Origin of the sequence: Kitasatospora sp. NPDC002040 (assembly GCF_040296785.1) — a bacterium.
Lineage (GTDB): Bacteria > Actinomycetota > Actinomycetes > Streptomycetales > Streptomycetaceae > Kitasatospora.
On record NZ_JBEOXV010000025.1, the window covers coordinates 21,773 to 36,251 of the forward strand.

Here is a 14,479-nt window from a genome sequence, read left to right on the forward strand (position 1 = left end):
GCGGACGGACCGAACGAGGGGAGTCAGGGGTGACCGGGAAGGCCTCCAGGAGCCCGTGGCCGGGCACGGTCGCGGCCGGCGGTGCTCTGGTGCTCGGGGCCTGGCTGCTGGCCGGGGGCGGCACGAGCGGCCCGCCCGCCCCCGACGGGACGCAGGGGATGGACCACGCCGCCACGGCCGGCCTGCTGGTGCCGCCCAGGGCGCACGCGGTGCCGACCCGGATCAGGATCCCGGCCCTCCGGGTGGACGCCCCCGTGTCCGCGCTCGGACTGGACGGCGGCGGCCGGTTGGAGCCCCCGGCCGAGCACGACCGGAACCTGGCCGGCTGGTACCGGGACGGCGTCACCCCCGGCCAGCGCGGCACCGCGATCATGGCCGGGCACGTCGACCTCGCGGACGGGCCCGCCGTCTTCTACGGCCTCGGCACCCTGCGCAAGGGCGACCAGGTGGAGGTGGACGGAGCCGACCGCGGCACCGGGTACTTCACCGTGGACGGGGTGGAGAGCTTCGCCAAGAAGGACTTCCCCGACGCCCGGGTGTACGGCCGGGCCGCCGACTCCCAGCTCCGGCTGATCACCTGCGGCGGCGGCTTCACCGCCGCGCACGGCTGGGACGCCAATGTCGTTGTCTTCGCCCACCTGGTACGGAGTGTCAGCTGATGACCGGTCGGATGCAGCAGGCGGGCTGGAACCCGCTGGACTGGTCGCTCACCACCGGGGTGATCCCGGCCGTGGTGCTGGCGGTCGGCGCCGCCGCACTGCTCGGCCTGGTGTACTCCAGGAGCCGGCACTGGTGGACCCGGCGGCTGCCGTGCGCGGTGGTGCTGGCCGCCGCCCTGACCGTGCTGGTGCGGTTCGTGGTGGACGACTGGTGGGTGCCCTTCCCCGACGGGCTGCCGCGAAAGACCCTGTTCTGGATCGGGGTGGCGATCCTCGGCATCTGCCTGGCCCTGCTGCGGATGCCGCCGCTGCGCTGGCGCGGCCGGGCGCTGGCCGCGCTCGCCGCCGCGCTGGTGGTGCTGACGGCGAGCTCCGAGATCAACCGGCAGTTCGACGAGAACCCGACCCTGCGGGTGCTGCTGGCCCCCTGGATCGGCAAGACCGACGCGCTGACCACCGGTCAGGTCCCGTCGGTGCAGGTCCCGGCCGGCAAGACGCTCTCCGAGGTCTGGCACGCACCGCCGGGGCTGCCGACCAAGGGCACGGTGTCGACCACCCCGATCCCCGGGGTGAAGTCCGGCTTCAAGACCATGGACGCGTACGTCTACCTGCCGCCCGCCTACCAGGCGAACCCCCGGCCGCTGCTGCCGGTGCTGGTGATGCTGACCGGCCAGCCCGGCACCCCCTCGGACTGGGTCGGCACCGGCCAGGTGCCGGAGCAGATGGACGCCTTCGCCGCCGCGCACCAGGGGCTGGCCCCGATCGTCCTGATGGTCAGCCAGAACGGCTCCGAGTGGGGCAACTCGCTCTGCATGAACTCGAAGATCGCCCAGTCCCAGACCTACCTGGCCCAGGACGTGCCGGACTGGACCCGCACCCACCTGCAGACCGCCTCCGGCCGCAAGGCCTTCGCGATCGGCGGCCTCTCCCAGGGCGGCACCTGCTCGATCCAGCTCGCCGTCAACGCCCCCGAGGTCTACGGCACCTTCCTGGACATCTCCGGTCAGCTGGAGCCCACCCTGGGCACCCGGCAGGATACCGTGGACAAGGCCTTCGGCGGTGACGAAGCGGCCTTCGAGGCGGTCGACCCGCTGCACGTGATGGCCCGGAAGAAGTTCCCCGACACGGCCGGCGCGTTCGTGGTCGGCGCGAGCGACGGCGAGTTCGGGCCGCAGGTGCGGGAGGTCTACCAGGCGGCGCTGGCGGCCGGGATGCAGGCCACCTTCCAGACCGTCCCGGGCAGCCACGACTGGAACACCTTCCGGGCCGGGCTCGGCAACAACATCCCTTGGCTGGCCCAGCAGGCGGGAATGATCCGATGACCGCGCCGCTCCCCGGGGCCGAGGCCGCCCCGACCGCCCCGAGGCCCGAGCGCGGCTGGCAGCGCTGGGTCCGGCTGCTCGGCACCCTGGCCGCCCGGCTGCGCACCGCGCCGCTCACGGTGGCGCTGTTCCTCGCGCTCTGGGTCGTCGGCGCGGCCACCGGCAGCCTCGGCGACGGGCCCTCGGACGCGCTGCTGCACCAGGTCGGGGTCGGCCTGCCGAGCCTGCGGGCCGGGCACTGGTGGACCCTGGTCAGCTCGCTGTTCTGGTGCCCCGGCATCGGCGGGTACGTGGCCACCAGCCTGCTGCTGCTGGTGCTCGGCCCGGTGGCCGAGCAGCGGCTCGGCACCCCGCTGGCCGCCGGGGTGCTGATCACCTGTCAGGTGCTCGGCTCGCTGCTCGGCACCGGCCTGGTGCGGCTCGGGGTGGCGGCCGAGCTGGACTGGCTGCTGGCGATCCAGGACCAGATCGCGATCGGCCCCGGCGTCGGCCTGCTCGGCCTGGCGGCGGTGCTCAGCTACCGGCTGACCGCGCTCTGGCGCCGCCGGCTGCGGCTGCTGGCCGTGCTGGTGCCGCTGGTGGCGATGCTGTACGTCGGCCACCTGGAGACCGTCCAGCGGGTCTCGGCGGTGCTGATCGGCCTGCTGCTCGGCGCGCTGCTGCACCACCGGAGGCCGGCCCGGCCGCGCGGGATCTCGCACACCGAGGCCCGGGTGCTGGTCGCGCTCTGCCTGCTGGCCACCGCGCTCGGCCCGCTGGTCGCCTCGCTCTACCGGGACGCGACCGGGCCGTTCAACACCATGAGCGAGCTGTACTTCTCGCACGTGCCCTCGGCCGACGAGGTGGCCGAGGCCTGCGACGAGTCGGCCAAGGCCTGCGCCCGGGCGCACTCCACCCAGCGGTTCTTCGACTCGCCCGGCCGGCTGATGGCGGCCCTGGTGCCGGCGCTGCTGCTGGTGCTGGCCGAGGGCCTGCGCCGGGGCCTGCGGCTGGCCTGGTGGATCACCGCCTGCACCGAGCTGATCTGGACCGGCGTGCTGATCTGGGTGCTGGTGGACAACTACCGGGACTTCGCCGACAGCGGCGGCTCCGGCTACCTGGTCCAGCTGATGGGCGAGGCGATGCTGCTGCCGGTGGCGATGCTGGTGCTGCTGCTGATCACCCGTCAGCGGTTCGACCAGCGGCTGTCCCGGCGGGTGCTGTCCCGGCTGGCCCTGGTGGTCGGGTCGGCGCTGTTCCTGAGCTGCGGCGCGTACGTCGGGATCGGCTGGCTGGTCCGGGACCAGTACGAGCCGGACGCGACCTTCGGCGGGCTGGTGGCCGGGCTGCCCTCGGAGCTGCTGCCGCCCGCCTACAACGACCTGGTGCCGGACTACCCGATCGCGGACGGGGGCACCGCGCAGACGCTGGAGATCTGGTGCGGGGTGCTGTTCTGGGCGGTCGCGCTGGTCGCCCTGCTGCTGGCGTTCCGCCGCCCGGTGGTGCACGTGGACGCCGAGGACGCGGCCCGGGCCAGGGAGCTGCTGACCCGGTACGGCGGCTCGACGCTGTCCTTCATCTCCACCTGGGACGGCAACCACTACTGGTTCGACGAGCGCGGCGAGGCGGCCGTCCCGTACCGGGTCCTCGCCACCGTCGCGCTGACCACCGGCGACCCGTTCGGCGAGCCGGCCGCCCGGCGGCGGGCGGTGGCCGGGTTCGCCCGGTACTGCGACGAGCGCGGCTGGACGCCCTGTTTCTACAGCGTCACCGCCGACACCCAGGAGGCGGCCGAGCAGCTCGGCTGGCGCTCGCTCCAGGTCGCCGAGGACACGGTGGTGCCGCTGCCCGACCTGGCCTTCACCGGGAAGAAGTGGCAGGACATCAGGACCTCGCTGAACAAGGCCGGCAAGCAGGGCATCACCGCCGAGTGGTGGCGCTGGCAGGACGCCCCGATCGCGATCCGGGACCAGATCCGCTCGATCTCCGAGGAGTGGGTCTCCGACAAGGGCCTGCCCGAGATGGGCTTCACCCTGGGCGGTCTGGAGGAGCTGGCCGACCCGGCCGTCCGGGTGCTGGTCGCGGTGGACGCCGACCGGACGGTGCACGGGCTGACCAGCTGGATGCCGGTCTACCGGGACGGCGCCCCGGTGGGCTGGACGCTGGACTTCATGCGGCGCCGCTCGGAAGGGTTCCGCGGCGTGATGGAGTTCCTGATCGCGTCCGCGGCGCTCGGCTTCAAGGAGGAGGGCGCCGAATTCCTCAGCCTTTCCGGTGCCCCGCTGGCCAGGGCCGAGCGCGGTGGTGAACTCACCGCCCTGGACCGGACCATGGACTGGCTCGGCAAGAGCATGGAGCCGATCTACGGCTTCCGCTCGCTGCTCGCCTTCAAGGCCAAGTTCCAGCCCGAGTACCGGCCGATGTACATGGTGTACCCGGACCCGGCCGCGCTCGGCAGCATCAGCCGGGCGATCGGCAAGGCCTACCTGCCGCACCTGACCCCGGCCCAGGGGGTCCGGCTGATGCGGAAGCTGTCCGGGTGACCTGACGCCCGGTCAGCCGAGCAGCTCGGCCAGCTCCCGGTCCGCGTCGAGGAACCGGTACTCCTCGCCCTCGGCGACCGCCAGGTAGCTGTCCCGGAGGAAGCGCCGCAGCTCGGGCGCTCCGAACTGGAGCAGCGCGACGCCCTCGGGGGCGCGCAGCTCGACCATGGTGCGCTGCCCCGGCGCGGGGTGGACGTGCACGTCGCCGTCCCCGGTGGGCAGGTCGAGGCCGGCCGCCAGCAGCTGGCGGGCGAAGACCCACTCGACCTCGGGCGCGGACCGCGGGGTGTGCACCGGCTCCGGGCCGGCGTCCAGCGAGTACTCGGCGGGGAAGCCCATCCGCACGGCCAGCGGGTCGTCGGCCCGGTAGCGCAGCGTGACCCGGAGCAGGGCGGAGCGGTGGGTGGTGACGATGAGACGGGCCTGGACGATCTGCTCGACTACGGCGGACATGGGTTCCTCCCGGTTCACGCGGACCCGGATGTCGGGACCCACCTCGGTGAGAGTGGTGGGACCCCTGGGGCCTTACGTCACTTCTGGGACCAATTGCTGTGATCCGCGTCACATGCCCATGGTCCGTGCCGGGGAAACCTGCGGGGCGGCCGGGCCCGGCAGCGGTCCGCCGGAGCGGGTCGCGGGCATGCCGTCCGGGCCGGTCGGCGGATCTCGTGTCGGGCCGCGCCGGGAGGGGGCTGCCGGTAGGCTAGGCGGGTTGTCCGACCGCTGCCCGACTGTGGGGCGGGCCCGCCACATCGGCCCTGACCTGCGATGATCCCCCTTCGGAGACCGTGAGTACTGCCGCTTCCTCCGCCATGAGCCCGCTGTTCTCGGATGCCCAGCCGCACCATGCGGCCCGGCCCGTCGCGGCGTCCTCGCACCAGCTCTCCCCGGCCTTCCCGAGCCGTGCCGCGTACGGCACGGCGGGCAAGCTCCGGGCCTGGCAGCAGGGTGCGCTGGACAAGTACGTCGAGAAGCAGCCGCGGGACTTCCTCGCGGTCGCCACCCCCGGCGCCGGCAAGACCACCTTCGCGCTCACCCTGGCCTCGTACCTGCTGCACAACCACCTGGTGCAGCAGATCACCGTGGTGGCCCCGACCGAGCACCTGAAGAAGCAGTGGGCCGAGGCCGCCGCCCGGATAGGCATCAAGCTCGACCCGGCCTACTCCTCGGGGCCGCTGTCGAAGGAGTACCACGGCATCGTGGTCACCTACGCGGGCGTCGGGGTCAACCCGATGCTGCACCGGAACCGGACCGAGGCCCGGAAGACCCTGGTGGTGATGGACGAGATCCACCACGCCGGTGACTCCAAGTCCTGGGGCGAGGCCTGCTTCGAGGCCTTCGAGCCGGCCACCCGGCGGCTCTCGCTGACCGGTACGCCGTTCCGCTCCGACACCAACCCGATCCCGTTCGTCCAGTACGCGCCGGACACCGACGGGCTGCGCAAGTCGCTGGCCGACTACACCTACGGCTACGGCCACGCGCTGGCCGACCACGTGGTGCGGCCGGTGATCTTCCTCTCGTACAGCGGCAACATGCGCTGGCGGACCAAGTCCGGCGACGAGCTGGAGGCGCGGCTCGGCGAGCCGATGACCAAGGACCTGATCGCCCAGGCCTGGCGGACCGCGCTGGCCCCGCAGGGCGAGTGGATCCCGAGCGTGCTGCAGGCCGCCGACCGGCGGCTGACCGAGGTGCGCAAGGCGATCCCGGACGCCGGCGGCCTGGTGATCGCCACCGACCAGAACGTGGCCCGGGCCTACGCCAAGATCCTCCGCGAGATCAGCGGCGAGAAGGCCACCGTGGTGCTCTCGGACGAGAACGAGTCCTCCCAGCGGATCTCCGACTTCGCGGCGGGCGACTCCCGCTGGATGGTCGCGGTCCGGATGGTGTCCGAGGGCGTCGACGTACCCCGGCTCTGCGTCGGGGTGTACGCCACCTCGATCTCCACCCCGCTGTTCTTCGCCCAGGCGGTCGGCCGTTTCGTCCGGGCCCGCAAGCGCGGCGAGACCGCCTCGGTCTTCCTGCCCACGGTGCCGACCCTGCTCGGCTTCGCCAACGAGATGGAGCTCCAGCGCGACCACGTGCTGGACCGGCCGAAGAAGGAGGGCGACGGCCTCTTCGACGAGGAGGACCGGCTGCTCGCCGAGGCCGAGCGGGCCGACGACGGCCCGGACGGCGCCGGCGGCGACGAGTTCAGCTACGAGGCGATCGGCTCCGACGCGGTCTTCGACCGGGTGCTCTACAACTCGATGGAGTTCGGGATGCAGGCGCACCCGGGCAGCGAGGAGGAGGACGACTACCTCGGCATCCCGGGCCTGCTGGAGCCGGACCAGGTGCAGATGCTGCTGCAGAAGCGCCAGACCCGGCAGATCCAGCGCGCCAAGGGCAAGCCGGCCGAGGAGGCCGACCTGCTGGAACTCCCGGCCGAGCAGCGCCCGGTGGTGACCCATCAGGAGCTGCGCGACCTGCGCAAGGAGCTGAACGGGCTGGTCGCCGCCTGGCACCACCGCACCAACCAGCCGCACGGCACCATCCACAACGAGCTGCGCCGGCAGTGCGGCGGCCCGCTCACGGCCCAGGCGACGGCCAATCAGCTGAAGGCCAGGATCGCCAAGGTCCGCGAGTGGGCGAACTGAGCGACGGGCCCCGGGGCGGTCCGGCTCAGTCCCGGCCCGCCTCGGCGAGCAACTCGGCCAGCCCGCGCTCCAGCTGACCCTCGGTCAGCTCCGCGCCGAACGGGACCATCAGGTCGGTCCGCAGCAGGACCGCGTGCAGGGGGGCGAGGCCGACCGAGATGCTGGCCGAGCCCCCCGGTGCGTGCAGCAGCAGCTGGACCGCGTCCGGCTCGCCGGGGTGCGGGCGGACGTGCACGTCGCCCTCGCCCGCCGGGGCGCCCATCCCGTCCAGCAGCAGATCCCGGGCGATGGTCCAGTTCACCGGCTGATCGCCGGGCAGGTGGAAGGTGAGCCGGACGGCCAGCGGGTCGTCGGCCCGGTACCGCAGCTCGGTGCGGACCCGCAGCCGCAGCCCGGACCCGTCCTCCAGCTCCATCGCCAGCTGGGCACAGAGCCGCTCGGCGGGCTCCTGGCCGGTGCCGTCGGCCTCTTCCGGTATGTCACCGAAGCGCATATTGTCCCCCGTTGTCGTAGTCGTCCGACCAGGTTCGCTGCTTGATCCATTCCTGGCATCGGCCGAGCGTCGGGGGTCGGTTTCGCCCCATAGGCTGGTCGGAAACCAGCTGTTCGGCGGTGGACGAGGATCGGGATCAATGCTAAGGGACAGGGTGCGACTCGGTGGGCTGCTGATGCCGCTGGCTGCGGGCGGTGCGGCGGTGGCGTGGTCGCGGCACCGGTCCCGGCAGCGGGTCGAGCGCAGCCGCCGGGAGCACGAGCGGGCCGAACTCCACCGCGAGCAGGGGAGGATCGAGGAGCGGGTCCGGATGGCCAGGGACCTGCACGACACGGTGGCCCAGGGGCTGGCCGCGGTCACCATGCTGACCGGGGCGGTGGACCGGGCGCTGCCCGCCGGGGCCCCCGGCCTGGCGAAGGCCAGGGAGCGGCTGTCGACCCTGCATCGGATCGCGGTCCAGGCGCTCGGCCAGGTCGGCGACCTGACCGGCGGGGTGGCGGCCTCCCAGCTCGACGGCGGCGGCCTGGGCGAGGCGGTCGAGCAGTACCTCGGACTCGCCCGCCGGGCCCTGGCGGGCGTCGGCGACCTGCCGGCGGTCGGGGCCTTCGGCGGCGAGCCCTGCGTGCCCGCGGTGCCGGAGCTGGAACTGCTGCGCTCCGGCGCCGAGCGGCGGTTGCCGCTGACGGTGGAGAGCGCCGTGCTGCGGATGGTCCAGGAAGGCGTGGCGAACGCAGTCCGGCACTCCGGCGGACGGGTCGTCAGGGTCGAACTGCACTACCTGTCCGACCGGTTGCGGGCCGAGGTCCGGGACGACGGCCGGGGTATTCCGGCCGGGCGGGAACCCGGGATCGGCCTCGGGCTGGCCGGGGCGGCGCAACGGATCCGCGGCCTCGGCGGTGAGCTGTCGGTGAAGTCCGTTCCCGGTGGGGGCGCCGCGGTGGCGGTGGAGTTCGAATATCCCGTCTGATGGCGCGGCAGGGTATTTGTCCGATCATCCGTATGCCCTGGCATACTGGCCTCCCCGTTGCGGGACCCCGGCGCAGAGAGCGGCCCGGGTGGGCACCACCTCGGTTGGAGAGCGCATGGGGGCAGACCGCCGGGGCACGGCCATGACCGCCACCACTGCGACCGCGCCGACCGTACCGACCGTCAAGGTCCTGCTGGTGGACGACCATCCGGCGATCCGGCTCGGGGTCCGGATGATGCTGGAGGACCACCCGGACCTCGCGGTGGTGGGCGAGGCGGCCGGGGACGACGAGGCGCTGCGGCTGCTGGCGGAGCTGCCGCCGGAGGAGTACCCCGAGGTGGTGCTGCTCGACCTCAACCTCGGGGCGGGCCTGTTCCAGGGCGTCGACCTGATCCGCAGCCTGCTCGGCCTGGAGCGCCCGCCGGCCGTCCTGGTGCTCAGCGCCTACGGCGGTGAGCAGGACGTGTTCGCCGCGATCGACGCGGGGGCGACCGGCTTCCTCGGCAAGGAGAGCGCGGCGGTGGAGCTGGTTCCGGCGCTCCGGGCCGCGGCCCGCGGCGAGTCGGTGCTCGGCCCGGCCGCGGTCGGGCGGCTGCTGCGCCGGATGCGCGGTGGCGCGCCCGGGCTCTCCCGGCGGGAGGTCGAGGTACTCCAGCTGCTGGCCGACGGTCTGTCGAACCGTCAGATTTCGGCCCAGCTATTCATCAGCGAAGCGACCGCGAAAAGCCACCTGACCAATATCTACGCGAAGCTCGGCGTGGAGAGCCGGGGTGCGGCGGTCGCGGCAGCCCTCAGGGACGGTCTGCTCCGGGTGGTCTGACGGCCCGTTGTGCAAACGTTACGGCGATTTCGTTTACTGACGAGATTTTGCCAAGACAACACCTACTCCGGTCCGATAATGTTCCGCGTGCCGGGTCGCGGGGGTGTTGATTCCAGAGCGACTCTTCGGCAATCCCATTGATGTGACACGACCTCACCATGCCCATTTCCGGCCGGGGTCATCAGAAGGAGAAAACTACCGTGGCCAACACCGCCTCCACCGCGCCCGCCAAGTCCAAGGTCACCGCCGGCGTTCTCCAGATCCTCCTCGGCGGCTTCGGCGCCGGCCGTTTCTACACCGGCCACACCGGTATGGCCCTCGCGCAGCTCTTCACCTGCGGTGGCCTCGGCGTCTGGGCGCTGATCGACGGCATCATCTTCCTCACCAGCAACGACCGCACCGACGCCCAGGGCCGTCCGCTCGTCTGATGACGCTCCAGGTGCGCCGCAGGCGTTCCGACCCCCGGTCCGGTGGATTCACCCGGGCCGGGGGTTCCGCCGTGTCCGGGCCCGTTCGGCCGGGCGCCGCCGCCCGCCTGCGCACCGCCGCCCTGCCGCTGGCCCTGCCGGCCGCCGGGGCGCTCGGGGCCTGGTACCTCTGGTCCCGCGATCCGCACCTCCCGGGGCAGCTGCTCCCGTTCTGCCCCTGGCGCAGACTGACCGGCCTCCAGTGCCCGGGCTGCGGCGGCACCAGGATGGCCTACGACCTGCTGCACGGTGACCTGGCCGCGGCCTGGGCCGACAACGCCGCCCTGCTGCTCACCCTCCCGGTGCTCGCCGTCCTCTACGGCACCTGGCTCCGGCACGGCCTGGCCGGACGGCGGTTCCGGCTCCGGCTCGGCCCGCGCGGGACGGCCGCGGTGCTGACCGCCGCGGCGCTCTGGACGGTCGGCCGCAACCTCTGGTGACTGTCCGGACTCCGGACTCCGTTCGAACTGACAGTCGGAAACGCCCCGTGGAATGGGGGGGTTGTCCTGTTTTGGGTTCCGTTCGATAACAGATCTTGCCCGAATTTTGGACAGACCCTTCCGCAGCGTGCCCCTCCTTCACTACTTTCTCCACACGCTCTCTCGAACGACCCACCCAGAACCGAGACGGGCACCGCAGGGCTGTGCGTTCGTCGACGACGCCGACGTACTGCTCCAGGGCGGACACCCCACCTGCGCGTGACACCCCGGACCCCCGAGACAGGCACCCGCCTGCCCGGAGTCCGGTGACCGCCGCAGAAAGGAATGCGCGTCGTGACTGCCGAGACCTCCCAGACCCTGGACCGTGGTGTCCGGGTCCTCAAACTGCTGGCCGACTCCGAGCGCGGCCTGACCGTCACCGAGCTGGCGGCCCGGCTGGCCGTCAACCGGACGGTCGTCTACCGGCTGCTGGCCACGCTGGAGCAGCACGGGCTGGTCCGCCGGGACATCGGCGGCCGGGCCCGGGTCGGCCTGGGCGTGCTGCGGCTGGCCCACCGGGTCCACCCGCTGCTCCGGGAGGCCGCGCTGCCCGCGCTGCGCAGCCTGGCCGAGGACCTCGGTGCCACCGCGCACCTGACCCTGGTCGACGGCGCCGAGGCGCTCGCGGTGGCCGTGGTCGAGCCGAGCTGGACCGACTTCCACGTCGCGTACCGGACCGGCCTGCGGCACCCGCTGGACGAGAGCGCGGCCGGCCGGGCGATCCTGGAGGCGCGGAACTTCCCCGGCCAGCGGCGGCCCGAGCAGGGCTTCGTGATCACCCGGGCGGAGGAGCAGTCCGGCGCCAGCGGCGCGGCGGCCGCGCTGCTCGGGCTGAGCGGGATCGAGGGCAGCGTCGGCGTGGTGATGCTCAACGGGCTGGTGCCCGAGCGGGTCGGCCCGCGCGTGGTCGAGGCCGCGACCGAGGTCGCGGACGCCCTGCGCTAGCGGACGCCCTGCGCGGACGGCTCTGCGCGGACGGCCCTGGGCGGACGGCCCAGGGCGGGCGGGGTGCCGCGCGGGGCCGGGTCGGCCCCGTACGATTCCGGTGTGTCCGATGCGAAGCTTCCCCCGGTGCTGACCCGTCCGAAGACCCGTGCGCTGGCCCTGTGCGGGGTGCTGGTCGCGGCGCTGCTGGGGACGGCGGCCTTCGTGCCGCTGCCGTTCACCCTGACCATGCCGGGGACCACGGCGGACGTGCTCGGCTCGTACGAGGGCCGGCCGGTGCTGACGGTCACCGGAGCGCCGGTGCGGCAGACCGACGGGCAGCTGCGGATGGTCACCATCTCCGCGACCAACCCGGGCGAGCGGACCACCATGCGCACCGCGCTGGACGCCTGGCTGAACCCGGACGAGGCGGTGCTGCCCTCCGAGGCGGTGTACCCCCAGCGGGACCCGGTCAAGGCCGAGCAGGTGACGGCGGAGCAGATGGCGGAGTCCCAGGACAGTGCCACGGTCGCCGCGTTGAACTACCTGAAGCTCTCGCCGAACCAGGTGAAGGTGAAGGTCGACCTCGGCTCGATCGGCGGCCCGAGCGCGGGTCAGCTGCTGGCGCTGGGCATCGTGGACAAGCTGGCCGGTGACGGCAAGGGCGGCGACCTGTCCGGCGGCAGGGTGATCGCGGGCACCGGGACCATCGACGAGCAGGGCAACGTCGGCGCGGTCGGCGGCGTACCGCTGAAGACCCAGGCGGCCGCCCGGGACGGTGCGACGGTCTTCCTGGTGCCGAGGAGCGAGTGCTCGTCGGCGAAGGTGAACACCCCGGCGGGGCTGCGGCTGGTGCCGGTGGAGACGCTGGCGGACGCGGTCGCTGCTCTGACCGCGCTGAACACCGGTGGTGCGGTGCCCGCCTGCTGACGGTTCGTGGGGGCCGGGCGCTTTCCCCGTTCGCCCGGCCGTCGGGCCGCCCCCTGCGGCCCGGGCGGTTCGGCGCCGACGACTACTCGGGGCCGAGGACTCGGTCCGGTGGGCTCAGAGCCCGAAGGCGACCGCCGCGAAGTCGTCGCTCAGCCGGGTCCGCAGCTGTGCGGCGATCTGGGGTAACCGGTGCGCCTGGGCCATCGGCAGGCTGACCGAGACGGCGGCCAGCCCGCTGCCCGCCACGATCGGCACCGCCGCCGCGGCGGTGCCCAGCACGAACTCCTGGTACTGGGTGATCGGCGCGGCCCGCTGCGGCCCCTGCCGGGGCAGCAGCGGCAGCTGGGCCGGATCGCGCAGCGTGTACGGGGTGAGGGCGACCATCGGGTGCCTGGCCAGGTAGGCCCGGCGCTCCTCGGCGGACATCAGGGCCAGCAGGGTCTTGCCGGCCGAGGTGGCGTGCGCGGCGCTCCGGAAGGCGCTGAGGTCGACGGTGGGGGCACCGGGTGCGGCCTGGGCCGCGATCAGCTCCACCTCGCCCTTGCAGTAGCGGGACAGGTAGACCGCCGCGGCCAGGTCGTCGCTGAGCCGGCGCAGCAGCCGGTCCAGCCGCCGGTGCCCGGCACCGGGGCTCTCCTCCCCGGACAGCCCGGCGACGGCGGGGCCGGTCAGGTAGCGGCCCTCCCGGCGCTCCAGGTAGCGGTCGTGCACCAGGGTGCGGAGCAGGTGGTAGGCGGTGCCCAGGGCCAGCCCGGTGTCCCGGGCGAGCTGCTTGGCGGTGGCCCCCCGGGGGTAGCGGGCGACCGCCTCCAGCAGCCGCAGCGCGCGCTGGGCGGAGGCGATCAGGGTCGTCGGAGCATCGGTCCCGGCGCTCACCGGCCGCCTCCGGACCTATGGGGAGCGACGACTGACGGAGCGGAAGCTGACGGGGCGGAAGCTGGCGGGTACTCAGGTACCGGTACGGATCTCATGCCTGCGATCTTGGCGCGCACAGGCCTTTGGCATATGCCACTGCGGCCTGTGTTGCCCCTGCGGACAGCGGGTCACTCCCGGGCGGCCTGGTCGACCAGCGGCAGGACGCGGAACGGCACCGGGTTCTCCAGTGCGATCGCGGTCGAGGCCCGGACGATCCCGTCGAAGCCCACCACCCGGTCGATCACCCGCTGGAGGTCGGCGTTCGACCGGGCCACGATCCGGACCAGCATGTCCCCGTGGCCGGTGATGGTGTGCAGCTCCAGCACCTCGGGGACGGAGGTCAGATGGGCCCGGACGTCCACCCCCTGGCCCTGCGAGATCTCCAGCGTCGCGAAGGCCGTGACCGGGTAGCCGATCGCCCCCGGGTCCACCTGGGGGCCGAAGCCGCCGATCACCCCGCGCGCCTGCAGCCGGTCCAGCCGGGCCTGCACCGTGCCCCGGGCCACCTGGAGCCGGCGGGAGCACTCCAGTACCCCGATCCGGGGCTCTTCGCTGAGAAGTCTGATCAACTTGCCGTCGAGTGCGTCGATGGCGTCGTTCGGGGTGTGCACGGCGGCTCCATCCGGTGGGCAATCTGTCCAACTGCGCCTGTCATTGTCCGGCCCGGACGCACAGCTTGCCCAGCCGGAAACGGACCAGTTGCGCAACGCCGGTCCGGGGGCCACGCTCCCTCCACCGCCTCGTGGTGCGGGCCCCCACACCGCGCCACGAGGCCAACCGGGGAGGTTCTCGTTGACCGACGTCTCCACCGCACCGTTCGTCCTCCACCCGGACGAGACCGGCCCGCTCCCGGCCCGGCGCACCGACGCCCTGCTGGCCGTCCGGGACGCCCGCCGCACCGCCCGCTACTACTGCGCCGCGCTGGCCATGCGATGTACCGCCTACGCCGGACCCGAGACCGGCCGGCTCGACACCCTCTCCTTCGTGCTGGAGTCCGGGCCCACCCGACTGGTCGTCAGCTCCGCCCTGCACCCGTTCACCGAGCGGGCCGAACGGATCGCCCGGCACGTCGCCCGGCACGGCGACACCATCCTCGACCTGGTCATCGAGGTGCCCGACGTGTACGCCGCGTACGACTACGCGGTGGACCGGGGCGCGCTCTCGGTGGCCGAGCCGGCCGAGGTCGGCGACCGCTACGGCACCGCCGTGCTGGCCACCCTCGGCACCCCGGGCCCGGCCCACCACCTGCTGGTCGAGCGCACCGCCTACCCGGGGCCCTACCTGCCCGGCTACCTGCCGCCGCCGCCCGGCATCCTGGACTGACGGCGCGGGCCGTCGGCCTGAGCGG

The 14,479-nt window shown here is 73.3% G+C and carries 15 protein-coding genes; 11 read left to right on the top strand and 4 right to left on the bottom strand.

Annotated features, from left to right (window positions below):
* Positions 1–29 precede the first annotated feature (29 nt).
* Genes ABT118_RS30590 through ABT118_RS30600 form a run of 3 tightly spaced genes read left to right on the top strand, consistent with a single transcriptional unit; the run spans position 30 to position 4,503 of the window.
* Positions 30–659 carry a class F sortase gene (locus ABT118_RS30590; RefSeq protein WP_350676337.1) on the top strand — a complete coding sequence of 210 codons (630 nt, stop codon included), beginning with the start codon at positions 30–32 and terminating at the stop codon, positions 657–659.
* The gene (locus tag ABT118_RS30595) at positions 659–1,981 is read left to right on the top strand and encodes an alpha/beta hydrolase-fold protein (protein WP_350676342.1); all 1,323 of its coding nucleotides are present in this window, start codon (positions 659–661) and stop codon (positions 1,979–1,981) included. Before ABT118_RS30590 ends, ABT118_RS30595 begins: the two co-directional genes overlap by 1 nt.
* Positions 1,978–4,503, top strand: coding sequence for a phosphatidylglycerol lysyltransferase domain-containing protein (locus ABT118_RS30600; RefSeq protein ID WP_350676347.1), 2,526 nt, complete (start codon positions 1,978–1,980; stop codon positions 4,501–4,503). Before ABT118_RS30595 ends, ABT118_RS30600 begins: the two co-directional genes overlap by 4 nt.
* Before the next feature lie 12 nt (positions 4,504–4,515).
* On the opposite strand, the gene ABT118_RS30605 is transcribed toward ABT118_RS30600, so the two are convergent.
* Complete coding sequence (locus ABT118_RS30605; RefSeq protein WP_350676350.1) at positions 4,516–4,956, bottom strand: SsgA family sporulation/cell division regulator; 441 nt, start codon at positions 4,954–4,956, stop codon at positions 4,516–4,518.
* Positions 4,957–5,315: 359 nt separating this feature from the next.
* Between ABT118_RS30605 and ABT118_RS30610 the strand changes: the two genes are divergently transcribed.
* Positions 5,316–7,136 carry a DEAD/DEAH box helicase gene (locus ABT118_RS30610; protein WP_350676580.1) on the top strand — a complete coding sequence of 607 codons (1,821 nt, stop codon included), beginning with the start codon at positions 5,316–5,318 and terminating at the stop codon, positions 7,134–7,136.
* Positions 7,137–7,161: 25 nt separating this feature from the next.
* On the opposite strand, the gene ABT118_RS30615 is transcribed toward ABT118_RS30610, so the two are convergent.
* Complete coding sequence (locus ABT118_RS30615) at positions 7,162–7,629, bottom strand: SsgA family sporulation/cell division regulator (protein ID WP_350676354.1); 468 nt, start codon at positions 7,627–7,629, stop codon at positions 7,162–7,164.
* 154 nt (positions 7,630–7,783) lie between these two features.
* Between ABT118_RS30615 and ABT118_RS30620 the strand changes: the two genes are divergently transcribed.
* The 6 genes from ABT118_RS30620 (at position 7,784) to ABT118_RS30645 (ending at position 12,216) form a co-directional block, all read left to right on the top strand.
* The gene (locus tag ABT118_RS30620; protein ID WP_350676359.1) at positions 7,784–8,596 is read left to right on the top strand and encodes a sensor histidine kinase; all 813 of its coding nucleotides are present in this window, start codon (positions 7,784–7,786) and stop codon (positions 8,594–8,596) included.
* A 142-nt stretch (positions 8,597–8,738) separates the two neighbouring features.
* Positions 8,739–9,416 (top strand): LuxR C-terminal-related transcriptional regulator, encoded by a 678-nt coding sequence (locus tag ABT118_RS30625; RefSeq protein WP_350676362.1) that lies wholly within the window; start codon positions 8,739–8,741, stop codon positions 9,414–9,416.
* Between the two features lie 200 nt (positions 9,417–9,616).
* Positions 9,617–9,844, top strand: coding sequence for a TM2 domain-containing protein (locus tag ABT118_RS30630; RefSeq protein ID WP_350676365.1), 228 nt, complete (start codon positions 9,617–9,619; stop codon positions 9,842–9,844).
* A 71-nt stretch (positions 9,845–9,915) separates the two neighbouring features.
* Positions 9,916–10,323 (top strand): DUF2752 domain-containing protein, encoded by a 408-nt coding sequence (locus tag ABT118_RS30635; RefSeq protein ID WP_350676368.1) that lies wholly within the window; start codon positions 9,916–9,918, stop codon positions 10,321–10,323.
* A gap of 333 nt (positions 10,324–10,656) precedes the next feature.
* Positions 10,657–11,307, top strand: coding sequence for an IclR family transcriptional regulator (locus ABT118_RS30640; RefSeq protein WP_057237549.1), 651 nt, complete (start codon positions 10,657–10,659; stop codon positions 11,305–11,307).
* A gap of 102 nt (positions 11,308–11,409) precedes the next feature.
* Positions 11,410–12,216: a S16 family serine protease gene (locus tag ABT118_RS30645; RefSeq protein WP_502884732.1), complete on the top strand. Its 807-nt coding sequence runs from the start codon at positions 11,410–11,412 to the stop codon at positions 12,214–12,216.
* A gap of 114 nt (positions 12,217–12,330) precedes the next feature.
* On the opposite strand, the gene ABT118_RS30650 is transcribed toward ABT118_RS30645, so the two are convergent.
* Together ABT118_RS30650 and ABT118_RS30655 are read right to left on the bottom strand one after the other, a co-directional pair.
* Positions 12,331–13,092, bottom strand: coding sequence for an IclR family transcriptional regulator (locus ABT118_RS30650; protein ID WP_350676376.1), 762 nt, complete (start codon positions 13,090–13,092; stop codon positions 12,331–12,333).
* 167 nt (positions 13,093–13,259) lie between these two features.
* A complete protein-coding gene (locus ABT118_RS30655) occupies positions 13,260–13,742 on the bottom strand; it encodes an Lrp/AsnC family transcriptional regulator (protein WP_350676381.1) in 483 nt (160 codons plus the stop codon).
* A 181-nt stretch (positions 13,743–13,923) separates the two neighbouring features.
* Here ABT118_RS30655 and ABT118_RS30660 point away from each other — a divergent pair, with 181 nt between their 5' ends.
* A complete protein-coding gene (locus tag ABT118_RS30660) occupies positions 13,924–14,454 on the top strand; it encodes a VOC family protein (RefSeq protein WP_350676385.1) in 531 nt (176 codons plus the stop codon).
* Positions 14,455–14,479 lie beyond the last annotated feature (25 nt).

Coding starts and splice junctions, on each gene's coding strand:
- ABT118_RS30595 (WP_350676342.1), top strand. CDS start 659: ATGACCGGTCGGATGCAGCAGGCGGGCTGGAACCCGCTGGACTGGTCG.
- ABT118_RS30600 (WP_350676347.1), top strand. CDS start 1,978: ATGACCGCGCCGCTCCCCGGGGCCGAGGCCGCCCCGACCGCCCCGAGG.
- ABT118_RS30605 (WP_350676350.1), bottom strand. CDS start 4,956: ATGTCCGCCGTAGTCGAGCAGATCGTCCAGGCCCGTCTCATCGTCACC.
- ABT118_RS30610 (WP_350676580.1), top strand. CDS start 5,316: ATGAGCCCGCTGTTCTCGGATGCCCAGCCGCACCATGCGGCCCGGCCC.
- ABT118_RS30615 (WP_350676354.1), bottom strand. CDS start 7,629: ATGCGCTTCGGTGACATACCGGAAGAGGCCGACGGCACCGGCCAGGAG.
- ABT118_RS30625 (WP_350676362.1), top strand. CDS start 8,739: ATGACCGCCACCACTGCGACCGCGCCGACCGTACCGACCGTCAAGGTC.